21 protein-coding genes are annotated in these 24912 nt (G+C 36.9%); 16 read left to right on the plus strand and 5 right to left on the minus strand.

Annotation, left to right across the window (positions count from 1 at the left end; all coding sequences use genetic code 11):
- Positions 1-474: 474 nt before the first annotated feature.
- Together ACR1PO_RS08660 and ACR1PO_RS08665 are read right to left on the minus strand one after the other, a co-directional pair.
- The gene (locus tag ACR1PO_RS08660) at positions 475-1521 is read right to left on the minus strand and encodes a PA0069 family radical SAM protein (RefSeq protein ID WP_433986513.1); all 1047 of its coding nucleotides are present in this window, start codon (positions 1519-1521) and stop codon (positions 475-477) included.
- Positions 1522-1643: 122 nt separating this feature from the next.
- Positions 1644-1838, minus strand: a complete 195-nt coding sequence (locus ACR1PO_RS08665; RefSeq protein ID WP_002981846.1) for a hypothetical protein — start codon at positions 1836-1838, stop codon at positions 1644-1646.
- A gap of 175 nt (positions 1839-2013) precedes the next feature.
- On the opposite strand from ACR1PO_RS08665, the gene ACR1PO_RS08670 reads away from it, so the two are divergent.
- Positions 2014-2364, plus strand: a complete 351-nt coding sequence (locus ACR1PO_RS08670; RefSeq protein ID WP_332388864.1) for a hypothetical protein — start codon at positions 2014-2016, stop codon at positions 2362-2364.
- A 99-nt stretch (positions 2365-2463) separates the two neighbouring features.
- Here ACR1PO_RS08670 and ACR1PO_RS08675 read toward each other — a convergent pair whose 3' ends face one another.
- Positions 2464-5115 carry an AsmA family protein gene (locus ACR1PO_RS08675; protein WP_433986514.1) on the minus strand — a complete coding sequence of 884 codons (2652 nt, stop codon included), beginning with the start codon at positions 5113-5115 and terminating at the stop codon, positions 2464-2466.
- A gap of 31 nt (positions 5116-5146) precedes the next feature.
- Positions 5147-5944, minus strand: coding sequence for a DUF2797 domain-containing protein (locus ACR1PO_RS08680; protein WP_332388860.1), 798 nt, complete (start codon positions 5942-5944; stop codon positions 5147-5149).
- Between the two features lie 89 nt (positions 5945-6033).
- Here ACR1PO_RS08680 and ACR1PO_RS08685 point away from each other — a divergent pair, with 89 nt between their 5' ends.
- From ACR1PO_RS08685 to msrA, 9 genes are all read left to right on the plus strand, one after another.
- Complete coding sequence (locus ACR1PO_RS08685) at positions 6034-7062, plus strand: GDP-mannose 4,6-dehydratase (protein ID WP_332388859.1); 1029 nt, start codon at positions 6034-6036, stop codon at positions 7060-7062.
- A 136-nt stretch (positions 7063-7198) separates the two neighbouring features.
- Positions 7199-7420, plus strand: coding sequence for a DUF2795 domain-containing protein (locus ACR1PO_RS08690; RefSeq protein WP_002662059.1), 222 nt, complete (start codon positions 7199-7201; stop codon positions 7418-7420).
- Positions 7421-7542: 122 nt separating this feature from the next.
- On the plus strand, positions 7543-10617 hold the full coding sequence (gene secA / locus ACR1PO_RS08695) for a preprotein translocase subunit SecA (RefSeq protein ID WP_433986515.1): 3075 nt from the start codon (positions 7543-7545) through the stop codon (positions 10615-10617).
- A gap of 151 nt (positions 10618-10768) precedes the next feature.
- Positions 10769-12958, plus strand: coding sequence for a TonB-dependent siderophore receptor (locus tag ACR1PO_RS08700; protein ID WP_433986516.1), 2190 nt, complete (start codon positions 10769-10771; stop codon positions 12956-12958).
- A 40-nt stretch (positions 12959-12998) separates the two neighbouring features.
- Positions 12999-14201, plus strand: a complete 1203-nt coding sequence (locus tag ACR1PO_RS08705; RefSeq protein ID WP_433986517.1) for a PepSY-associated TM helix domain-containing protein — start codon at positions 12999-13001, stop codon at positions 14199-14201.
- On the plus strand, positions 14201-16315 hold the full coding sequence (locus ACR1PO_RS08710) for a TonB-dependent receptor (protein ID WP_433986518.1): 2115 nt from the start codon (positions 14201-14203) through the stop codon (positions 16313-16315). Before ACR1PO_RS08705 ends, ACR1PO_RS08710 begins: the two co-directional genes overlap by 1 nt.
- A 50-nt stretch (positions 16316-16365) precedes the next feature.
- The gene (locus tag ACR1PO_RS08715; RefSeq protein ID WP_433986519.1) at positions 16366-17577 is read left to right on the plus strand and encodes a PepSY-associated TM helix domain-containing protein; all 1212 of its coding nucleotides are present in this window, start codon (positions 16366-16368) and stop codon (positions 17575-17577) included.
- Between the two features lie 79 nt (positions 17578-17656).
- Positions 17657-18625 (plus strand): ROK family protein, encoded by a 969-nt coding sequence (locus ACR1PO_RS08720; protein ID WP_131436707.1) that lies wholly within the window; start codon positions 17657-17659, stop codon positions 18623-18625.
- 255 nt (positions 18626-18880) lie between these two features.
- Positions 18881-19435, plus strand: coding sequence for a peptide-methionine (S)-S-oxide reductase MsrA (msrA, locus tag ACR1PO_RS08725; protein ID WP_002981858.1), 555 nt, complete (start codon positions 18881-18883; stop codon positions 19433-19435).
- 232 nt (positions 19436-19667) lie between these two features.
- Here msrA and ACR1PO_RS08730 read toward each other — a convergent pair whose 3' ends face one another.
- Entirely contained in the window at positions 19668-20495 is an 828-nt protein-coding gene (locus tag ACR1PO_RS08730) for a hypothetical protein (protein ID WP_433986520.1), read from the minus strand.
- Between the two features lie 356 nt (positions 20496-20851).
- Here ACR1PO_RS08730 and ACR1PO_RS08735 point away from each other — a divergent pair, with 356 nt between their 5' ends.
- From ACR1PO_RS08735 to ACR1PO_RS08760, 6 genes are all read left to right on the plus strand, one after another.
- Entirely contained in the window at positions 20852-21052 is a 201-nt protein-coding gene (locus tag ACR1PO_RS08735; RefSeq protein WP_433986521.1) for a hypothetical protein, read from the plus strand.
- A 56-nt stretch (positions 21053-21108) separates the two neighbouring features.
- Positions 21109-22740, plus strand: coding sequence for a tetratricopeptide repeat-containing sensor histidine kinase (locus ACR1PO_RS08740; RefSeq protein WP_433986522.1), 1632 nt, complete (start codon positions 21109-21111; stop codon positions 22738-22740).
- Between the two features lie 10 nt (positions 22741-22750).
- On the plus strand, positions 22751-23413 hold the full coding sequence (locus ACR1PO_RS08745) for a DUF5932 domain-containing protein (RefSeq protein ID WP_433986523.1): 663 nt from the start codon (positions 22751-22753) through the stop codon (positions 23411-23413).
- A 116-nt stretch (positions 23414-23529) separates the two neighbouring features.
- Entirely contained in the window at positions 23530-24195 is a 666-nt protein-coding gene (locus ACR1PO_RS08750) for a response regulator (RefSeq protein ID WP_433986524.1), read from the plus strand.
- A 137-nt stretch (positions 24196-24332) separates the two neighbouring features.
- Positions 24333-24554 (plus strand): hypothetical protein, encoded by a 222-nt coding sequence (locus tag ACR1PO_RS08755; RefSeq protein WP_433986525.1) that lies wholly within the window; start codon positions 24333-24335, stop codon positions 24552-24554.
- A 14-nt stretch (positions 24555-24568) separates the two neighbouring features.
- A complete protein-coding gene (locus tag ACR1PO_RS08760; RefSeq protein ID WP_332388843.1) occupies positions 24569-24907 on the plus strand; it encodes a YegP family protein in 339 nt (112 codons plus the stop codon).
- Positions 24908-24912 lie beyond the last annotated feature (5 nt).

The raw sequence follows: 24912 nt of genomic DNA on the forward strand, positions 1-24912 counted from the left end.
TGTCAATCCACAGGAGTCCGGACAAAACTTGTCCGTAGCATGACACGGATAATACCAACTGTTAAAAAAGATTTTAGACATTATCCTGCTAACTTACATCCTTTACTCTGGTCAAGAGGTTTGGATTTCTACGGAATGACACAATGGAAATAAAGGCTTGGATTCACTAACCCGAAGCTCGCAACACAATAACCCGGACCACTATATCCTCCTACCATGAAATTCATCATTCATCATTCATCATTCATCATTCATCATTAACAACTCCTTCCCTAGCCCTGATAGCAATGGTTACCCCGCAGCAGAAGCCGGAGCGAGAGGGCTTGAGGACGGGAAGCCCCGGCGCGAGGAGTAGAAATGGATAGCAGGATGAAGCTCCTGAAAAAATCTATACTATTTATAATGATGCACAATATTGCGAAACCTATTGTAAAATCCTATACTATATATGATATGATTTCTTCGAAGTTATGACTAATCAAACAATCTCAGTTGCTGATCGCGGGTTCCGGTGAAGTTTGCGGTTGAAAGTTTCGGGAATTCTTTACCTTCAAAAAATTTCTTTCTTCCGATTTTAAAGGTAGTGTGAATCATTTCCGCAATGTTACCTTCTCCCCTTTGTCGTTCAAAATATCTTTTATCTCCAAGCTTTCCTCCTCTCATAGACCGGATAAGATTCAATACTTTCTGAGCCCTATCCGGAAAATGTACTTCTATCCAATTTACAAAAACAGGTTCAACAGTATCATTTAACCTTACAAGCGTATATCCGAAACTGGAAGCACCCGCATCCGAGACGGCTTTCAATATATTCAGCGGCTCATCGCTATTGAGTCCGGGAATGATAGGAGCGACCATTACATGTACGGGAATGTTGTTTCCGGAAAGGATTTCAACAGCTTTTAATTTATTTTTTGCGGAGCTGGTTCTCGGTTCCATCTTTCTTCTGAGCTCTTCATTGATTGTCGGAATACTCAGGGAAACGGAAACAAGATTCTGTTCTGCCATTGGCTTTAAAATATCCAGATCTCTTAATACCAATGCATTTTTTGTCAGAATATTGACAGGATGTCTGTAATCGAGACAAACCTGCAGTAGTTTTCGTGTGATTTCAAATTGTCTTTCTGCCGGCTGATAGCAATCTGTATTTCCGGACAGGAGAATAGGAGCTGCCTTGTAACCTCTTTTCTGAAAAAATTTCTCCAGTAGTTCAGGAGCATTTTTCTTTACCATGATTTTTCTTTCAAAATCAATTCCGGCGCTATACCCCCAATATTCATGAGTGGGTCTTGCAAAGCAGTAGGAGCAGCCGTGTTCACATCCCTGATAAGGATTCATTGAATACTCCATGGGAAGATCCTCGCTTTTCACCTGATTGACAATTGTTTTGGGAAAGACTTCGGTAAAAGAGGTCTTTATGGGTTCGAAATCTTCATCTTCAGGTTCAAAGGTATACCTGTCGAAACGGTTGATAACGTTTCGCTGAGCTCCCTGACCTTTTATGAAATTTTCGTTTTGCATTCCGGTGTAAAATTAGAGTGGAATTTTCATAAAATAATGAGTTTTAACATTAAAGTTTTCCACAAAAAAATCCAACACTTTCAAAAGCGTTGGATTTAAACATAATTAAATATATTTTTTTACTACTTCACTGCGTAAAATTCAACTCCATGATATTCATCTTCATGATTCTTTTCATCAAAGTGTCTGTGATAATCCGAGTAGGTATCACTATATTTTTTATCTTTTTTAGTCAATATTTTTTTTATGCTTATTAAACTTAATACTGCCAAAAGACCAACTCCCCCTGCCAGTAAAACTCCAACTTCTTTTTTCATATTTTCTTTGATTTATTACTGATACCATTGCAAAAAGTATACCCAATTTATTTTTTCAGATTATAAATTTTGTTAACATTAAACTTTATTTTTAAGAAAGTTATAATCTGTTATTTTTCTTATATTTAGAAATTGCAATGGTTTAATTATTGCACTTATTACCAAAAATATTATTATGGAAAATCCAGAAAACATCGACAGAATGACGACATTGAGCCAAGTCATGAAAACGCTTTCTGAAAGAGGAATACACAGAGAGTTCAGAATGAATGAAAAATGCGAAATGAAATTTGAAAATTCTGACAAAATTTATCAGCCTTCGGAGCTGACCATTTTGAAAACCTACCGCTTTGAAGGAGACAGTAATCCTGATGATAATGCAGTTCTTTATGTGGTAAAAGACAATAGCGGAAACCGTGGAATGATCATAGACTCATATGGAGCAGACAGTAATTATCCGGGTGAAGAGTTTGATAAATTTTTACGAGACATTCCTATTCAGGAAAGCGATGAATTCAATTTTTAACTGAATCTTTCTTATATTAATCCTTAAACCATTAAGGTTGTTATCATTACATATCGTTTCTATGAGCAGATGATCATTCTATCTTAATGGTTTAAGGAATTATTCCTGGGTATTTTCTTTTTTCCTGAATATTCCTTTAAGAAAACCTTTCTTTTCTTTTTTCTCTCCTTCCGCCGGGGAGGCTTCTTTTTTATTTTTTATTTCCTGTTTAATTTCTTTTACAGACTGCTTCATATCTTTTACTGAAGCGACAGCATCTTTTACTTTCTTTTCTGTTTTTTCTACATTTTTACCAATCAGGGTTTTCTTTAATCCTTGTTCTATTCCGCGCCAGAAAAGATTAAAGAAAGACTTTGTAGGATCACGTTCCACATCTTCCACCGTAACGGCTTCAGGAAAACGTCCTGAATCTGATTTCAGAAATACATTGGCAACAGCAGTCAGAAAACCTTTTTTCTCATGGTTGTTTTTATTTAAAACGGCAATTTTCAAGTCTTTATGTTTAAGATTAAAGGTTCCATGCAATCCTGCAGGATTTCCTTTAAAATTAAAAAGCATTTCCTGAATCGTCCCTGCGGTAGCCGTTACATGAAGATAAGGCCTGATAAACGGATTGATTCCGCTGGCCGGAAGATTGGATGTTTTCCCGGAAATTGCAAATTTATCACTCTGATCGGCTACATCGAAGTTCCAGTTTACGGAAAGCGGCGACAGGTTCATAAAGGAGCAATTGATTTTAATATCTACCCGGGTTGGTTTTCCTTTTATTTTGGCTGAATTCAGGTTCTTTACATTCATATTAAAATTGCTGAAAGTCAGTTTTCCCGGTCCCATACTTTCTGGCGTATCTTCTTCATACACCAATACAGAGTTTTTCAGATCAAGGTTATTGACCGTCATTGGAATTTTAATAGATCTCAGCATCTTGGAGTACAAAGCTTTTATTTTGGGGTCGTCTTTCGGAATTTTACTTCTGAAAATATTGGCATCTGCCGACTGAATAACCACGTGGGAAGCATTTACCGTTTTATTTTGAGAAAAAAGCTCCCAGGTTCCTTCTGCAGTTATCCGGTTTGCCTTCAGGTCATACAGATCTCTTTCAACGGGTATCATTTTGATAAACTGTGCCCTCGAAACGAGAGGCTTCATCGCAAAGTTATTGACCTGGATTCTGTTTTTATTCAGCTTAAGAAGACCCAGGCTCATATTATAGAACTGTGTTTTGTAGGCAAAATTTCTGGTTGTCAGATAGTAATCCTTCACGGTAAAGGAAAGGCCTTTATGATCAGCTTTAGGAGACAGCTCAATCCCATTAAAGGTAGCATTCAGATCATGAAAAGCTAAAGGCTGTTTTCCTTTATCATAAATAATATTTGAATTTTTTAAGGAAGCTTTTCTTATGGTAATGGATTTTACAATATCAGGCCCGCCAGCATTGCTCTGCTTTTTTTCACCTGCCGTAAAAGTTCCGTTTACATTTTCTATCAGAAGATCTTTAAGGTCAAGATTTAGTTTTTTATCTATAAATTCCAGCTTATTGATATTAAAAGCAATATGGCCGGTTCTTAATCCTTCTATTGGTTTTCCTGTTTCTGGAGTGCCGGCTGATAATACCACATCCCGGATTTCACCGCTGGAAGGTTTAAGCGCAAGGCTTCTTACAGTGATATTCTGATGATTTGAGTATTCAATGTCTCTTCCGGCAACAGTAAAGTCTTTATATCCTACAGGAATGATCTGTTCTGAAGTTTCTTTATTAAACATCAGCTGATTGATATTCAAATTAAGATTTCCGACAGATAAAAGTTTATTGCCATCCGGTTTATTGATCCGAACAATGGCATTATTGAGTTTAATATTTTTTAAATCAACTTCAAAATTTGATTTTTTTTCATTTTTTTTCCCCTTTATTCCTGTATTGTACACTGCCAAAACAGGATTTTTAAAATCCGCATTAGCAAGTGATACTTTGTTTTTATTTAAAACAACATCTTTAAATTCCATTGTAGGAATGGAAAATTCAAATAGCTGAACCTTTTCAGGATAAAACTTTTTAAAACGGGTCAAAGAAAGCAGTGGGATCAATCTGAAGTTATCTACCGACATTTGTCCGTTCTCCGTATTGATTTTACTGATAGTAATAGCATAGATATTATCCGGACGGAAAAAGAATCTTTCTCCTTTAATGCTGTACCTGTCAAAAACGACCGGTAATTTATCCTCTACGGATTCTTCTGTCATCTGTAAATTTTCTACAAACAGATCGAGCTTCTCTACAGATAAAAATTTTTGTTTGGTATGTCTGAAAACAGCAATTTTTCCATCACTGATCCTGATATTTTCAAAAAGCACGGGATTTCTCTTTTTGCCGGTTTTACGATCAACCGGTTTTGCAAGAATAACATTTAAACTGGGCTTAGCCAACAAAAGGTCCGAAGAGCTGATTCTTTTATTGAAAACAGCATCATAAATTCCGAAACGGCTTATTTTCAGGGTATCAATTGTTCCCTGCAGGCCAATGACATCAGTATTCTGCGGATCTTTACTGTTGACGGAAATTCCTGTTGCGAATATATTTCCTGATCCTAAATCTACATCAAGGGTTTTATAGGATACTTTATAATCAGTATTCTTTTTTATATAATCCGGAAGCCGGGTTTTAAGCCATATGTTAACTCCGAAATTTGCGGCAAGAAGGATACCTGCCAGAATCCCGAAACTTATCAATAGTTTTTTTACCCATTTTCCCATATTTTGTGATTTGATTTTATTTTACCCCGGATCAATTCCTGATTTCCAGATCGATTACATATCCTTCATGGCCTCTTACATTGATGAAATTTCCTCCTTCAAAGCCAAGATACTGTCCTTTGATTCCGGTAAGCCTTCCTGTGAATTCAGGTTTTTTATCTAATGTAAATGAAGTTACCTTTTCCGGCTTTTCAAACGGATAATCCAGCATCCACAATTCTTCTCCTTCACTATAGAATTTCTGAAAATCTTCAGGGAAATATTCCTTGATCTTCTGTCTGAAATCTGCAAGATCCACTTCACCTTCGAAATCATCCTGCAGCATTTTTCTCCAGTTGGTTTTGTCCGGTAAATGCTCTTTTAGAGCAACTTCTATCATTCCTGCTTCATAGCGGTTTTCTGTTCTTGCAATAGGTAAAGCAAAAGTTGCCCCCTGATCAATCCATCTTGTTGGAATCTGAGTATTTCTGGTCACTCCTACTTTCACATCTCCTGTATAGGCCAGATAAACAGTATGCGGCTGAAGCTGAATTTGTTTTTCAATTTCAAGATCACGTTCTGCGATATCCAGGTGCGCGGTGGAAAGTTCCGGACGGATAATGGTATCACTTGCATAAGGGCTTTCAAAAAAACAGTTTTTGCAGAATCCCATTCTGTAAATCGGTTTATTCTCACCACAATTTACACACTGGAATCCGATATGTTTTATGCTTAACTCCTTTCCAAACAGCTCATTCATGTGAATCAGATCTCCTGAAAGATTGAGATAGTACTGGATTGGCCTGGCGTCGTAGCTTGTCATCTTTAAAATTTGCCCTTGAAACTGCATATTATATTTATATTACTTTTTTAAGTAAATTTAATGATTATATTTTTCAAAAAGTAAAATTTATATTTTTGTACCCATAAAAAATACAAATGGTTTATCTTGTAACAGGCGGCAGCGGGTTCATCGGCTCTCATTTAATTGAGCGATTATTAAGAAATGGACATTCTGTCATAAACATTGACAATTTTGATGATTTTTACGACTATCAGGTAAAAATTAAAAATACTTTAGAGTCAATTGGTAAAATTTCGGATTTTGAGTTCTCGGATAAAGAGACTGACATCCGTCGTTTGGCTTCCCTCTCCCATTCTGATCAATATTCCCTCTATTGGCAGGATATCCGGGATTATAAGGGTCTTGAAGCTATCTTTAAAAATCATCCTATTGACATGGTGATCCATCTGGCAGCACTTGCAGGGGTACGCCCTTCTATTGAACGCCCTCTGGAATATGAGGAAGTGAATGTAAGAGGCACTATGAACCTCTGGGAATTGTGCAAAGAATATCATATAGAAAAATTCATTTGTGCTTCCTCTTCAAGTGTTTACGGAAATAATGAAAAAATTCCTTTTGCAGAAACAGATAATGTAGACAGGCCTATCTCTCCTTATGCAGCGACCAAAAAAAGCGGCGAAGTTATAGGTCATGTTTATCATAACCTATACCATATAGATATGATCCAGCTTAGGTTCTTCACGGTATATGGGCCAAGACAGAGACCCGATCTTGCGATACATAAGTTTACAAAGCTTATTTCGGAAAATCAGGAAATCCCTTTCTATGGTGATGGAAATACAGCCAGGGATTATACTTATATAGATGATATCATTGATGGAATTACTAAATCAATCCTTTACCTGGAAAATAATACCGGGGTATATGAGATCCTTAATCTGGGAGAAAATCAGGTTGTGACTTTATCGGAGATGGTAGCTACTATAGAAATGGCGCTTGAAAAATCTGCCACTAAAAAATTTCTGCCAATGCAGCCGGGAGATGTCACAAAAACCAATGCAGATATCACAAAAGCAAAGGAATTAATAGGCTATAAACCTGCCACAGACTTCCAAAATGGCATAAAAAAATTTGTGGAATGGTTTTTGAGAAAACGACATTAAGTAAATTGCTGACATCGCTGACAGCCAGTTTGTGACAGCCATTTATAAGAAAAAATTATAAAAAGAATTGAAAATCAAGTATAAAAAAGTTTATTATACAACCTATTTTTATACTTTTGCAAAAAATTAGAAAATTATGTACTGGACATTAGAATTAGCTTCATATTTAAGTGACGCACCTTGGCCAATGACAAAAGCAGAGCTTATCGACTACGCAATCAGAACTGGTGCACCTATGGAAGTAGTAGAAAACCTTCAGGCAATTGAAGACGAAGGAGAAATTTATGAATCTATCGAAGAAGTATGGAGTGATTATCCTACTGACGAGGATTTCCTTTGGAACGAAGACGAATATTAATAAAGCGATGAGCTTTAGGCTGCGTGCTTAGAGCTTTTTTGCCCTTTTTATATATAATTTACACGATAAGTGTTATTTAAAACGCTTAAAGCATTTTGCATTAAGCATAAAGCAAAAAATTTATGAGTTTTTTAAACAAAGTTCTTAAAGGGTTTTTGGGAGACAAAAAAGCGCAGGACCTAAAAGAAGTAAAAAAAGTTGTAACAAAAATCAAGGCTGTAGAGCCCAGCATCCAGCAACTGACGGATGACGGGTTGAGACAAAAGACGGCTGAGTTTAAAGAGAATATAAAATCTGCAACCAGCAAGATCACAGCTCAAATAGAACAGATAAAAGAGCAGATAAAAAATTCAACAAATGTTGATGAGAAAGAAGCTCTTTTCTCAAAAATTGAGTCTCTAAAAAAAGAATCATACGAAATTGAAGAGAAAGTTCTGACTCAGATCCTTCCTGAAGCTTTTGCATTGGTAAAAGAAACAGCAAGAAGATGGGCTCAGAATGGAGAAATCCGTGTAACAGCAACTGACTGGGACAGAGAGTTGGCTGCTGCAGGGAAAGATTTCATCAGTATTCAGGGAGACACAGCTGTTTGGAAAAACTCATGGGATGCTGCCGGAACTCCTGTAGTTTGGGATATGGTCCACTATGATGTTCAGTTTATCGGAGGGGTTATTCTTCACAGCGGTAAAATTGCCGAGATGGCTACCGGTGAAGGTAAGACTTTGGTAGGAACATTACCTATTTATTTAAATTCACTTCCGGGAAGAGGAGTACACGTTGTAACCGTGAACGATTATCTTGCGAAAAGAGACTCCGCATGGATGGGCCCTCTTTATCAGTTCCATGGAATGTCTATCGATTGTATCGATAACCACCAGCCGAACTCAGACGGAAGAAGAAAAGCATACAACTCAGATATTACTTACGGAACCAACAACGAATTCGGTTTCGATTACCTGAGAGACAACATGGTGACCTCACCTTCAGAACTGGTACAAAGAGAACTGAACTTTGCTATCGTGGATGAGGTGGATTCTGTATTGGTAGATGATGCCAGGACGCCATTGATCATTTCCGGCCCGGTTCCTCAGGGAGACAGACAGGAGTTTGACGTCCTTAAACCTTCTATCGACAGAATCGTTGAAGTACAAAAGAAAACGGTTTCTACTATTTTCAATGAAGCGAAAAAATTAATCGCTGCCGGAAATACAAAGGAAGGCGGATTCAAATTACTTCAGGCTTACAGAGGTCTTCCAAAAAACAGACAACTTATCAAATTCTTATCGGAAAGCGGAAACAGAGCATTGCTTCAGAAAGTTGAAGCGCAATACATGCAGGACAACAACCGTGATATGCCGATCGTAGATAAAGATCTTTACTTCGTTATCGAGGAGAAAAACAATCAGGTAGACCTTACAGACAAAGGTGTTGAATACATGTCTCAAGGAAACTCTGATCCGAATTTCTTCGTACTTCCTGATATCGGAACTGAGATTGCTGAAGTAGAAGCTAAAAACTTATCTAAAGAAGAAGAGTTTGAAGCAAAAGAAAAACTTTTCGCTGAATTTGCTGAAAAATCTGAGCGTGTTCACACGATGAGCCAGCTGTTGAAAGCTTACACATTATTTGAAAAAGATGATGAGTATGTCGTAATTGATGGTGAAGTAAAAATCGTTGATGAACAGACAGGCCGTATCATGGAGGGCCGTCGTTATTCAGATGGTCTTCACCAGGCAATCGAAGCAAAAGAGAATGTAAAAATTGAGGCAGCAACCCAAACTTTTGCAACCATTACGCTTCAGAACTATTTCCGTATGTACAACAAACTTGCGGGAATGACCGGTACTGCTGAGACAGAGGCCGGAGAGCTTTGGGAGATCTACAAATTAGACGTTGTGGTAATTCCTACCAACCGTCCTATTCTGAGACATGACAAGCAGGATCTGGTTTATAAGACTAACAGAGAAAAATATAACGCCGTAATTGAAGAGGTAGAAAAATTAACAGCAGCAGGAAGACCTGTATTGGTAGGAACCACTTCTGTTGAAATTTCACAGTTGCTTTCAAAAGCACTTCAGTTAAGAAAAATTCCGCACCAGGTATTGAACGCGAAGCTTCACAAAAAAGAAGCAGAGATCGTTGCGGAAGCAGGACGTCCGGGAGTTGTAACCATTGCAACGAACATGGCGGGACGTGGTACCGACATTAAGCTTACCAAAGAAGTAAAAGACGCAGGAGGTCTGGCAATTATTGGTACAGAAAGGCACGATTCAAGACGTGTTGACAGACAGTTAAGAGGTAGAGCGGGACGTCAGGGAGATCCGGGAAGTTCTCAGTTCTATGTATCTCTTGAAGATAACTTAATGCGTTTGTTCGGTTCTGAAAGAATTGCTAAAATGATGGACAGAATGGGTCATAAAGAGGGAGAAGTAATTCAGCACTCTATGATCAGCAAGTCTATTGAAAGAGCTCAGAAGAAGGTGGAAGAAAATAACTTCGGAACCAGAAAGAGACTTCTTGAATACGACGACGTAATGAACAAACAGCGTGACGTTATCTATAAGAGAAGAAAGAATGCTTTATTCGGAGATCACCTGAAATATGATATCACGAATATGATTTTCGATGTTGCCAATTCTATCGTTGCGAAAGGAAAGGCTTCTGGAAATTATAAAGATTTTGAATATGAAATCATTAAAACATTTACGATGGAATCTCCGGTTTCCCAAAATGACTTTAATAACAAAAACGTTCAGGATCTGACGAATATCCTATTCAAAGCTGCTCAGGAAGATTACAAAATGAAGCTGGACCTGTTGAAAGAAAAATCATTCCCGATTATTGAGAATGTATACCAGAATCAGGGTTCAATGTTCAAAATGATCCAGGTTCCTTTCACAGACGGACACAAAACAATGACTATTGTAGCTGATCTTAAAGAAGCTTACGAAACGCACTGTGAAAGTCTGGTAAACGATTTCGAAAAGAACATTACTTTATCAATTATTGATGAAAACTGGAAGCTTCACCTTCGTGAGATGGACGACTTAAGAAGATCATCACAGGGAGCAGTATATGAGCAGAAAGATCCGCTTGTAATCTATAAGCAGGAGTCTTTCCACCTATTCAGTGAAATGATCGATAAATTAAACAAAGAAATTATTTCATTCTTATACAAAGGAGAAATTCCTTCTTAAGAAAAATTTAATAATAATATTCAAAAACCGTTATGGCATTGACCATAGCGGTTTTTTGTTATTCAGTATATAATAAATTTATGATAAATATCAATCTTATTATTTATTTAGAACAGTTAAAAATAATATATTTGCAGAAAATTTTGCTTTCATGAAAAATGTACTGATTTGTGCTTCCGCACTGGGGACAATGATGGTTTCTGCCCAAAAAAAAGATTCATTAACCACAAAAAACATAGATGAAGTAGTTATCAATACATATGTCAAGAAAGACAGTGATTATTCCAATAAAATGCCTCTTAAAGCCATAGAGGATCCACAGGTATATTCTTCTATTGACAAGGGTGTCTTGGAAAATCAATTATTATTCACTGTAGATGATGCTTTCAGGAATGTGGCGGGCGCACAAAAGATGTGGAGTGCAACCAACAGATCCGGAGATGGGGGAATTTATCTTAACCTCAGAGGTTTCGTAGCAGGAAACTCTATCAGAAACGGTATGGTAGCCCCTATTACCACTTCTATGGATGCCATTAATATTGAAAGAATTGAAGTTTTAAAAGGACCTTCCGCAACGCTATTTGGAAGTAATGTTACTTCTTATGGTGGAGTTGTCAACAGAATTACCAAAAAGCCTTATGAAACTTTCGGAGGAGCAATATCTCTTGCAGGAGGAAGTTACAACTACTACAGGGTACAGGCGGATGTAAACGCACCGTTGACCAACGATAAGAAGTTATTATTCAGATTAAATACAGCTTATACAAATCAAGGGACTTTCCAAAGAACTAATGCAAAGAATTCATTCTATGCATTTACACCTTCCATCACTTACCGTCCTACCGATAATTTGGAAATCAATGCAGAGCTGGAAATGTTTGAAACCAATTCATATCCTGAAACAGCATTTTTCTTTTATTTCCCAAGCTCACAACTTGGTGCAGACAGCATGGACAAAATGGAAAAACTTGGTTACAACTACAAACAGTCTTATACCGGGGAAGGCCTTAAAACTGTAGGTAAAGCAAGAAATTTCTTTGGGCAGGTTAACTATAAGATTAATGAACATATTAAATCTTCCACTAATGTAAGTACGGCCTATTCTTATTCAGACGGATTTAGCCCATATTTTTATTTCGCCCCCAATCCTACAAATAGTTCTGAAGTTGGAATAGCAAGAGCCGATCAGTCAACCAAAGACAGTAAAAGGACTTATTTCCAGCTTCAGCAGAATTTTAATTTTGATTTCAATATTGGAAGTATAAGAAACAGAACTGTAGCTGGTTTCGATTATATGAGATTAAATGACAACCAATACTTTATGTTCACCAATTTTGACTGGGTTCCTTTTAAAGGTACAGACTATTCTAATATGAATAGCCAGACATTGGGAGCCATGTATGATAATCTGAGAAACCAGCCTGATTTTGAAAAAAATAACACCTATATCAGTACAGGGAAAAAAGATGTTTACAGTGGATACATTTCCAATGTAATAACTCCTGTAGCAGGGCTTAATATCCTTACCTCTTTGCGATATGAAAGTGTAGACTTTAAAGGAGGTCAAACGGGGCAAAATGTAACTGCAGCATATACCCAGGGAGCATGGTCTCCGAAACTGGGAATTGTTTATCAGATTGTTCAGGATAAAGTATCTGTATTTGGAAATTATCAAAATAGTTTCACAAGCAACGGATATTATGTTTCCGATGCAAATTCTAATGTAACCCTTTCTGATCCTGAACGAGCTAATCAATTCGAAGGCGGATTTAAAGCCAGTCTTATCAAAGGAAGAATCAGTACAACATTAAGTTATTACAATATCAAAGTAAAAAATACACTTCTGAATGCTGGATATACTGATCAAGGGAGAGCAATTCAAAGACAGGCTGGCTCCCTAACGAGTCAGGGTGTTGAATTGGAAGCAAATGCTTATCTGATCAAAGGATTTTCTGTAATTGCCGGTGTAAGCTATAATGATATGAAATATACGGAAGCGGATGAAACTGTAATTGGAAGAAGGCCTGCTACAGCTTCTTCTCCGTGGCTGGTTAATTTCAATGCGAGCTACCAGTTCCTTGATGGAAACTTAAAAGGACTTGGTTTTGGTGTAGGAGGAAATTATGCCAGCGATAATAAGATCGTCAACTCAACCACAATGGGAACTTTCATACTTCCAAAATATCTGGTACTGAATGCTAATGCCTTTTATGATACAAAAAAATTCAGAATCGGAGTGAAGGTAGACAATTTTACCAACGAACATTACTGGAGCGGATATACAACAGCCAATGCGCAAGCTCTTGCCAACGTATTAGGAAGCTTCACTTATAAATTTTAAAAATTCAAAGGTTAGCCCCTTATGGGGTTAACTTTTTGCTATGAGAAAAAAGCATCATCATAAAAAGAAGGTTTCTTCAACAAAAAAATGGTCCGCAAAACTGCATTTGTGGCTGGGTTTATCTGTTGGAATCATTGTATTTATAGTCTCTCTTTCAGGGACTTTATATGTTTTTAAGGATGAAATACAGAATAGCTTTAGAAAAGAAGCCATTGATCTTAAAAAAGAAGATGTAGGGACAAAACCGCTGCCTATCAGTCTGCTTCGTGAAAAAATAACACTGGAGCTTAATGAAAAGTATCCTGTAAGTGCTGTAGAAATCCCTTTGGATAAAAGCAAATCCTATCAGTTCCAGTACTATGAAAAAAGTAAAAAAGGATGGAACTATTTTCAGCAGGTACTTATCAATAAGCAAGTGTATGTGAACCAATATACAGGCCAAATCCTTGCTGTTTATGATGAAAAATATGATGTATTCAGTATCTTGAAATATATCCACTGGGGACTTTTACTCAATTCTGAATGGGGGCCGTACACTGTAGGAATCCCTACCGTTATTTTTATGATTATGCTGATTACAGGAATCATTTTATGGTGGCCCAAAAATAAAAATGCAAGAAAAGGACGTTTCTGGTTCAATTGGGAAAACGTAAAAAACTGGAAGCGTAAAAACTATGATCTTCATAACATACTAGGGTTTTATGCATCATTTATTGCTTTGCTTTTAAGCATTACCGGACTCTATTTTGCTTATCCTTACGTGAAAAATACATTCACATTTGCCTTGTCCGGATCATGGGAACTTCCAAAAGAAAAAGAAAGAAAATCTCCGGACTCTCTGATGATAAAGAATGAAGCTGTTTTTGATCTGGCTGCGGCACAGACTGAAAAGTTGTATGCAAAGTCATCAAGCTTCAGAATCACGCTGAACGGAAAGAATAAAAAAGGAAAAGAGCTGAAAAATCTTCCGGTAACAGTTTACGGAATGGACGGAAGATACAGTGAAAGAAACAGCCTGACATTCGACAAATATTCAGGTAAACTACTTGCCAACAAACCTCATCACAAACTTAATACTGCCGAGAAGTACTCCAATGCTAATTATGACATCCATACCGGATCCTATTTCGGAATTATTGGAAAAATCATCTGGTTTATTGCCGGCCTTACGTGTACGTCACTCCCTGTAACCGGATTCCTGGTCTGGTGGGGAAAAAGAAAGAAAAAAGGAAAGAAAATATAATGAAAAAAGTGCTTTTATCAGCTGCCTGCTTAGGAACTACTGCCATTTTTGCCCAGGTAAAAGACAGTTTACAAACTAAAAATGTAGACGAGGTGGTAATGACTGCTTCCAGAAAAAAGGAAAATATCAAAGAAGTTCCAAGCTCCATCACGGTGGTAGGAGAAAAACAGATTCAGTCTCAGCTGACTGTTAACTCTGATATTACAAGTATTCTTCAGTACACCGTTCCCAGTCTGGGAACCAATTCCGGGCAGACTTCCAATACAGGACAGACGTTAAGAGGACGCCAGGTTCTTGTTTTGATTGATGGAATTCCGCAGTCTACACCGCTTCGAAACGGAGCAAGAGATTTAAGGACCATTGACCCTTCAGCGATCGAAAGAATAGAGGTAATCAAAGGAGCATCTTCCATTTATGGTAACGGAGCAGACGGAGGAATCATCAATTATATTACCAAAAGAAACAAAACAGATAAAAAAATCTCCGGAATTTCACAGATTGGTATTACCGGACAACCTTACGGTGGCACTTTGGGAGTAAGAGCCAGCCAGCTGTTAACAGGAAAGATCAACAAATTTGACTATACCCTTTCATTAGCTTACGAAAGAACAGGTTATACAAAAGACGGTGACGGCGTTTTGATAAGTCCGACTTACAGCATTGCCAAGATGGACAATTACAATGGATTGCTGAAAATAGGGTATGATATCAATGAAAATCAAAGGATTGAAGCTTCTTACATTGGTTATTCTTCAAGATCAGATCTGAACGTAGGCTTAAAAACAGGAAAATACGGCATTACGCCTACCATTGGGGAAGGAATCGGAAAAGGGTTGGAAACAACCCCACAGGGAACTCCGAAGAATCACAACATCAGAGTGAGCTATGACAATAAGAATTTGTTTGCCGGAACTTCCTTAAATGTGAATCTTTATTATCAGGATTTTAAAACCGTTTATGGCTACAGTGACACCTTTTTCAATGGTGGCCAGTCGAATGTTATTTCCCGGAAAAAAGGAGCAAGATTCAATTTTGATACCCAACTATGGAATTCTGCCAATTCCCAGGGAGAAATTATCTACGGAGCTGATATTCTGAATGATGAGACTGTACAAAAGCTGGAAGACGGACGCTTCTGGACTCCTAATATGAACATGACCAATATTGCACCTTTTGTATTGGCAAAAATTGATCTGTTTAAGAAGCTCACCATCAAAGGAGGGCTTCGCTACGAAAACATCAGGGTAAATGTTGATGATTTCAATACCCTTTCTACCCTTAAAAGTGACGGAACTTTCACCAAAAGCATTCCTGTGGCCGGCGGAAAGCTGAATTATAATGCGCTGGTAGGAAATATCGGTGTCCGTTACAATATTGAACCTTATATCAACCTTTTCGGAAGCTTTTCTCAGGCCTACTCTATCAATGAGCTGGGAAGAATTTTAAGAACCTCAACTTCTGAAACGATCAAAAGCCTGGAAACAAAACCAATCATCGTTAATAATTACGAATTGGGCACTACAGGACAGCTTTCCAGCTGGATGAACTATGAATTAACGTCTTATGTAAGTACCTCAAAGCTGGGAGCATCATTCGTACAAAGTCCGGACAGAGCATTAATGATCCAGCGCTCTCCTGAAATTGTGTACGGTGTTGAAGGTTTTTTACACTTTACCCCGGTAAAATGGATCCGGTTTGGTGGAAGCTACAGCTGGATGGAAGGAATTACTTCTGTAAAAGATGATGGTGATTATTCAACAAAAATCAACAACAGCAGAATTTCTGCCCCTAAGGTTTTGGCATATGTTCAGGCCAGACCAATCCCTGCTCTATCCTTGGGGCTTGATATGCTTCACTCTTTCCAGCAAAAGAGATTTGAGCCTAATGCCAAGACGGGATTATATGCGTATGGTGAAGGATATGTACCTGAGTATACTGTCTTCAATTTCAAATCAAGTTATGAGGTTAATAACAACTGGAGCGTATCATTAGGAATTGAAAACCTTTTCAATAAACTGTACCAGCCTGCTATTTCATGGTGGACTGCAAGAGACAGTGATTTTACCAATGCTCTTGGATTGAGAGGAACATTCATGGTTGAATACAGATTTTAATTAAACTAAATAAAGAGCAAGGCTTATATTTGCTTTACTTTTATTGCGATATGAAGAAAAAACATCATCATAAAAAGAAACCGGGATTCATTAAAAAATGGTCTGCAAAGCTCCATCTCTGGTTTGGATTGGGTATAGGTTTCCTGATCTTTATTATCTCTATTACCGGAGCCTTATATGTTTTCAAGGATGAAGTGGAAAATATCACCCGAAAAGATGTCATCTACCATCATGAGCAGAATATTGACCAGAAGCAGGTACTTCCTATCCGGGTAATGGAAAAGGCTGTTGCAGAACAGGTAAAAGAGAAATATCCGATCCATTGGGTCAATGTTCCTATCGATAAAAAGATGTCCTACATGTTCTTCTGGTATGAGCATAATACGGATGCCTGGAATTATTTTGATGAATTTCCTGTTTACAAACAGGCTTACGTAAATCCATACACCGGAAAGGTACTGAGAGTTTATGATGAAAAAAACGGATTCTTCAATATTGTAAAAATGATCCACTGGAGTTATCTGCTGAAACAGGACTGGGGAACGTATGTGGTAGGAATTCCTGTTATTATCTTTATCATCATGCTGATTTCCGGGATCATTCTTTGGTGGCCCAAAAACAAAGCAGCCAGAAAACAGCGTTTTTCCTTCAAATGGAAAAATATCAAAAGCTGGAAACGAAAGAACTATGACCTTCATAATGTATTAGGGTTTTATGCATCCATTTTTGCTTTAATCTTTTCCATTACAGGGCTTTTCTATGCATTCTTTGTCGTTCAGGCGATGATTTATGTGATCTTTTCCGGTGGAGAAACAAAGTATCCTGACTTCTCACATATCAGGACAAAGGCCCCCATTGAACTGAGAACAGAAGGAACGCTTGATAAAATTATTAATACTGTACAGACAAAATATCCCGATGCCTATGGTTTTGCTGTAGACCTCGGTCATCCTCACATGGATGATCATGAGCATCCTAACTTTGAAGTGTATGTGAAACATCTCTCCTATTCTTATCATAAAAGCAGCAGCTTAATCTTTGATGAAAACTCAGGAGAACTTCTCCATACTCATGATCCGAAGGACAAAAACTTTGGAGAGAAGGTGGTAAATGCTAATTATGACATTCACGTAGGAGCTATCTTAGGACTTCCAACCAAGATTATTGCCTTTATTGTAAGCCTCATCTGTGCTTCTCTCCCGGTTACCGGATTTATGATCTGGTGGGGAAGAAAAAAGAAAAAATCAATAAAAACAGCATAAAGAATTAAATAAAATCCAGTTAATAATCCATTAATACAATCTTTTTTATAATTTTAGCCCTTAGAATTTAATCATAGAAATGTCATTAATAGATTTATCAAAACAAGTTGCCCTTGGAGTTGACATCGGCGGAACCAATACTAAATTCGGAATCGTAAACCACCGTGGAGAAGTTCTGGATAAAGGAAACCTGAGAACCGATGCTTATGACAAAGTTGAGGATTTCATCGATGCTTTATATGAACATGTTCATCCTATGATGGAAAAACATGGTGCTGAAAAGCATTTTGACGGAATCGGGGTAGGAGCACCCAATGCCAACTACTACAAAGGAACCATTGAACTGGCTCCCAACCTTCCCTGGAAAGGTGTAATTCCTTTTGCTGAGCTGATGAAAGCAAAATTCGGTCTGCCTTGTACGGTTACCAATGATGCCAATGCTGCAGCCCTTGGAGAAATGCTCTTCGGAGCAGCCAGAGGAATGAAGGATTTTATCATGATTACACTGGGAACAGGAGTAGGAAGCGGAATCATTGCCAACGGAAGCTTAATCTATGGACATGACGGGTTTGCCGGAGAATTAGGACATACAATAGTGAAACCCGGCGGTAGAAAGCACTGGAGCACAGGTTCTGAAGGAAGTCTGGAAGCATACGCCTCCGCAACAGGAATTACTATTACAGCAAAAAAAATGAGAGCAGAGTTCCCGGAATCTATGCTGAACCAATATCCCGAAGATGCCATCAATTCTAAAACAGTATATGAATGTGCTATCAAAGAAGACCCAATTGCTATTGAGGTTTTCCGATATACGGGTCAGAAGCTGGGAGAGGCATTAGCTAATTTCGTTATGTTCTCTTCACCTGAAGCTATTCTTTTATTTGGAGGGGTGATTAAAGCAGGTGATTTTATTTTAAAACCGGCTAAGCTTCATATGGAAAGAAACCTTCTTCCTATTTTCAGAAATAAGGTAAAACTGGTATTCAGTGAGCTTGACGAAGCAGATGCTGCCATTCTTGGAGCAAGTGCTTTGGTTTGGGAAAAATAACTGAACGCTATTTTAAATAATTAAGAGCATCCTTTAGGGTGCTTTTTTGTTTTCCCGACGGATTTGGGTTTGTATTTTTATAGTGTTTATTTGTGAAAACATTGGTGGTATTTGTGTTTGGGAACTATTTGTCACATCTATCATTGTAATTTACGTTTCAGACGTAAAATCGTGTTCAAATGAAAAAGTTTTTCCTATTTTTGATCAGCTTTTTCCGGGTAAAGGAAGAGAAATAAAACAATATAATTACCAACAATGGACAACAATAATTTAGAACAGATTACTTTCGGGGGCGGATGTTTCTGGTGCGTAGAAAGCTGTTTCAATATGCTGAAAGGAGTACAATCTGCTATTTCAGGATATTCGGGAGGTCATAAGGATAATCCGACTTATCAGGAGGTATGTACAGGTGAAACCGGACATGCAGAAGTGGTACAGATTACTTATGATCCGGCTGTTATTTCCTACGAACAATTAATGGATGTATTTTTCTTCCTTCATGATCCCACCCAACTGAACAGACAGGGAAATGACATCGGAACCCAGTACCGTTCTGTGATTTACTATAAAGATGATGCAGAGAAGGCAAAAGCCGAAGAAGCCATTAAAGTATCTCAGGAATCGGGAAGATGGGCTGGTACTTATGTAACGGAATTAACGAAATTCGACAAATTCTGGCCGGCAGAACAATATCATCAGGGATATTACAATGAAAATCCTACACAGCCATATTGCAGTGCTGTAGTAGGTCCTAAAATACAGAAGTTTAAAAAACATTTCGGAGAACTGGGAATGCTGAATGCAGAATAAAGTCTTACATTTTTAAGTTTTGGTTAAAGCCGGATCTGATGGTATAATTTCAGTTTAAACGGACTAAAGTCCGCTCCTACTGATATTTAATATTATTCCAGAAAATGGAATCCTGACATTTATAAGCTAATATAAAATACAGAAGCGAAGAGAAAATCTCTTCGCTTTTTTGTTTACCATAAAATGAGTGAGGACTTGCTTTAATTGGGTTCAAAATTATTGTGAAGGAAATTTATTTTTCAATCAGGAAAGGTTCTGAATTTTTCCCGGCGTATTTTGTGATCATATGGCTCGTTGCATTTTTTAAACTTTTGCCATTATCTGGATTTATTCCATCCATTGTAAAAAACTCTACCACATTATCATATTTTGTGTACCAAGAACTACCCAATCCATTTTCTACCGTTAAAGTATCTGGTCTCGTAATTTTCCTAAAATACTTCAACTTGACAGTATCAACGGGTATTAACTTGTGTTTGGGGTTTTTATCATCGCAGGATGTTAGCTTATATTCATCCCCATCCCAGTACATACATTGATTTTCTTTGACTCCATTTCCTCCATAAGAAAAACCTGCAAATAAAATCAGAATGAGAGCTCCTATTCCCATTCCGTTTTTTGCCATATGTGGAATATTAAAAACAGGCGTATTCGTAATGTTTATAATTATTTTAGAAAGTCTTTCTGACAAAGAATCTTCATCATTTCCAATTTTCATTTCTATCTGAGTCTCTCCATGATCTCTCCTAATTGTATAATTCTCAGAAAAATCTTTAAAATTATCATACCCCACATACCAACTTAATTGATCTAAAGTTAGATCGTCAATAGAATAGTCTCGGTTTTCATGTATCAATCTATTGTAGTATCGTACAAAAGTTCTTCCATCTTTAGAATAACCAAATTTCTCTTCTAGTTTCTGACTTAAAAAATCAAATACAGTACTATAAACATCTGTTTCAAGTTTAAGTTCTTTTTTTGCGGTTTCATATGCTGCTTTTATGAGCAATTTTCTTTTCTCAAACATACAATTTCGATAATGGATTAATTTGCTGTCCAAATTAGACACATTTTAGACAATACAATTGCGGTTTTCCGTAATACACAGCATTTTACATGGCTTTATCTGTCTACTCACTGTCTTACATAAGACAACGTACTATCGGATATTTGTAAAAGAAATCAGGGACAAATTACAAACATTAAAAATAAAATCTAAAAACTCTGATTTCAAAAATCACCAGATAAAACGGAGGAAAACTCCGGATTGGGAAGCAGATGTTTCTCCTCCGTTTTTGAAGGTTCACTTCCCTAAAAAATTAAGAAGCGCTTCGAAATTTTAATTGTGTACAGCCTGAGATAAATACTTCTCAGGAGGAAGAAAAACAGTCAAAAAACTTCTAAAATTTTACGGAAATGATAGAGATCATATTAATGCTAATCGGTTTAGCATTCTCAAACAATAATGCCAATACAACAACTGCAAATGATAACAACCCAACTACTGAAACTACTCAAACTCAAAGTGGGGCTACGGATCCTGGAGGATCTACAGGGGAAAGTGGGGGAAGCGATACGGGAGGAGAAACTGGACAAATAATACCTCCAAGAAAATAACAAAGAAAGCGGAAGAATTATCTTTCGCTTTTTTTATTAAATTTGAAAAAAAACCATTGAAAGCTCATATAACTTTTCTATTAATATTATCCCTCCTACTTTCTTGCTCAAGAAAAAAGCCATCAGTAACCGATCGAATAAATTATGATAAAGGTTATGATTATTTAGAGGCATCAAAAAAAGACAGTGCATTTAAATATTTAAATAAAGCAAAAGATGATTTTATCCAAAAAGGATACCCTTCTTATGCTGGAAATTGCTTAGTACTTATGGGAGTAATCCAATGTGACGCAGGAGATTTCTACGGAGCTCAAGAAACGGCTTTATCAGCCATTAAATTTTTAGATACAAAAAAGGATTTAACAGAATTAGTATCCAATTATAATAATCTTGGTATTTCATGTCAAAAGCTAAAAGATTATAAAAGAGCTGCACATTTTTATAATCAAGCTGCAATATATAATCAAGACTCAATCTATCAATTTACACTCCTTAATAATAAAGCCGTTTCATATGTGTATTTAAAAGAATATAATAAGGCAATCAATATTTTTAATAGTATTTTAAATTCTTCCAAGGTTGACTCTATTATTTTCTCTAAAGTTTATGATAACCTTGCCTTTGCAAAATTTCAACAAAATCCTAAATATAATGCCGAATATGAACTGAACAAAGCCCTACATATACGAGAAAGCATAAAAGATACTGATGGACTAAATGCCAGTTTCTCTCACTTAACTGAATACTTTGAAAATCGCAATCCCACAAAAGCTCTTTTTTATGCAAACAAAATGTTCGAGACCGCTTCAATTAACAATAGTCCTGATGATAAATTAGAAGCCCTCCAAAAAATAATACAACTAGAAAAGCCTGAAAATATAAAAAAAACATTCAAGCAATATCAAAATCTGAAGGATAGCTTAGAAACAGCCAGAAATAAGTCTAAAAATCAATTTGCTTTAGAAAGATATGATTCTGAAAAACTCAAAAGAGAAAATGTAGAAAAGGATAATAGTATCCTAAAACTTTTGATTGGAGTAGTGATATTAATTGTTGCAATCATATTTATTATAATTGGTTACAGAAGAAGACAATTAAAATTAAAACAAGAAAAAGAAATCGAGGTAAAAAACACGCAGCTCAAAATGTCGAAGAAAGTTCATGATGTGGTTGCCAATGGAATCTACCAGGTGATGACAAAGATTGAAAACCAGGAAGACTTCGACCGGGATAAAGCGCTTGACGAACTGGAATTTGTATATGAAAAATCCAGGGACATTTCCTATGATAAAATTGGAGAAGAAAAAGAGTTCAGCAAAGTCATCTCAGAGCTTATTGCTTCATTTAATAATGATACCGTAAAAACCTTTACCGCAGGAAACAGTCCTGCGATCTGGGAGTCCGTTTCTCCCACAGTAAAAGAGGAGGTTTACCAAATGGTCCGTGAGCTGATGGTGAATATGAAAAAGCACAGCCGGGCCAGCCACGTTGGCGTTAAATTTGAAAAAATAAACAATCTTATTGAAATTCAATACAAAGACAATGGAATAGGAATTCCGGGAGACCTTGTGTATAAAAATGGCTTACGAAATACGGCATCCCGCATTGAAGCGATTAAAGGAACCATTACTTTTGACACGAAAATTGAAAAAGGGCTGAAGGTCAATCTTTCATTCCCTGTTTCCTAACCATCCAGCCATGTTCAAAAAAGTTTTAATCGTTGAAGATCAGGAAATCATGAACCGGGGAATCCTGAATACAATAAAAGAATTAAATATCCCTGATTTTGATTATGTAACCTATTGTGATGAAGCCCTAAGCAGAATCAGAACAGCTTTGGAAAAGAAAAATCCATATGATCTGCTTATTGCTGATCTGTCATTTGACAAAGACCATATTCCCCAGAAGCTTCGTTCCGGGCAGGAACTTATTCTTGAAGCAAAAAAAGTTCAGCCGGCTTTAAAAGTAGTGGTATTTTCTGTTGAAAAGAAAGCAAAAACAATTGACGACCTTTACAAAATCTATCAGATTGACGGATTTGTAAGCAAGGCAAGGCGTGACGGACAAGACCTGAAAAGCACAATACGGAAAATCTTTAACGGAGAAACCGTAATTCCCCAGGAAATTCTGAATACAATGCGTCATATTTCTTCTGAGTTTGATGCGTATGATATCAAATTGCTTGAGCTGTTAGCCAAAGGCTATAAGCAAAGTGAAATAAGCACTTCTCTGAAACAACACAGAATGATCCCATATGGCATCAGGTCTATCGAAAGGAGACTGAGCGAACTCAGGGACAGTCTCGGCGCAAAAAATAATATTGAGATGATCGTCATCTGCAAAGATATTGGCCTCATCTGATCAGGCTTGCTGAAATATCATTTTTTCGTCCCTTTTACGTGAAACCGTAATGACGAAAAATTAAATGAATATACTTTTGAGGACTTAACCAATTTTTTTAATTAAACCGTATAACCATGTTCAAAAAAATTTTAATTGCCGAAGATCATGAAAGCATCAATATTTCTGTTCAGAAAACCCTTGAGGAGCTGAATATTCCCACAGTAGATTATGTGTATTACTGTGATGATGCTATTGGAAAAATTCAGAAAGCGTTACGGGAGGAATATCCTTATGACATGTTGATTACAGATCTGTATTATGAAGAAGATCATCATGAGCAAAACCTGAAAGACGGAAAAGAACTCATCAGAAAAGCAAAAGAGATACAGCCTGATTTAAAAATCATTGTATTTTCGGCAGAACATAAAACGGGTGTAATAGAAAATCTTTTTTCAGATTATGAAATCAACGGATATATCCGTAAAGCCAGAAATGATTCAAAAGAACTGAAAAAGGCCATTGCATCTGTATATATCGGCGAAAACTATTTATCTTTTGATCTGAAACAGGATATGAAAAAGTTCAACAGCTATGAGTTTTCTACATTTGATATCACCCTTGTCTCTCTCCTTTCTAAGGGAATCTTGCAAAAAAACATTCCTGCCCACCTCGAAGAAAGAAATATTAAACCCTCCAGCCTGAGCAGCGTTGAGAAGAGATTAAACAGTCTGAAGGAAGACCTTGAAATAAACAGCAATGAGCAGCTGGTAGCCTTCTGCAAGGACATCGGGATTATATAGTATACAATTCATCTTACATACAGCCTTTCAAATTTTTTGAAAGGTTTTTTATTTTTTGCCCGTTTTACGGTTTTCCGTAACAGACTGAAATCTAATGCTCATATTTTTGGACTGTTAAACAATAAACAATTTTTATTATGAAAAAGGAATATTACCTCAATAAGAAACAGCAGTCTAATGGAGATTATGAAGTGCATGAAAGCTCATGCAGATACTTACCATCTTCTGAAAATAGAATTTATTTAGGCAGTTTTTATACTTGCCAGGAAGCGGTAAATGAAGCGAAAAAATTATTTACAGCTCAAAGAAACAACATCAACGGATGCTATTACTGCTCAAATGCATGTCATACAAGTTAAATAAAAAATTAATCATGGGAAAATTCGTAATCACACAAAGAATCAACAAAGAGTATCAGTTTAATCTGAAAGCCGGAAACGGTGAAATTATTTTAACCAGTGAAGGATATGTTCAGAAAGCATCCTGCCAGAAAGGCATTGAATCTGTAAAAGTCAATTCTCAGGATCTTTCAAGGTACGACAGAAGACTTGCAAAAAATGGAAAAGACTATTTCGTGTTAAAAGCTAGGAACGGTGAAATTATCGGAAACAGCCAGATGTACAGTTCAAAATCCGGAATGGAGAATGGTATAGCTTCTGTAAAATCAAATGCTCCGGCAGCAGAAATCGTTGATGAAACTTTAAAAAATTAAAAACT

Source organism: Chryseobacterium amylolyticum (assembly GCF_051011775.1).
Taxonomy (GTDB): domain Bacteria; phylum Bacteroidota; class Bacteroidia; order Flavobacteriales; family Weeksellaceae; genus Chryseobacterium.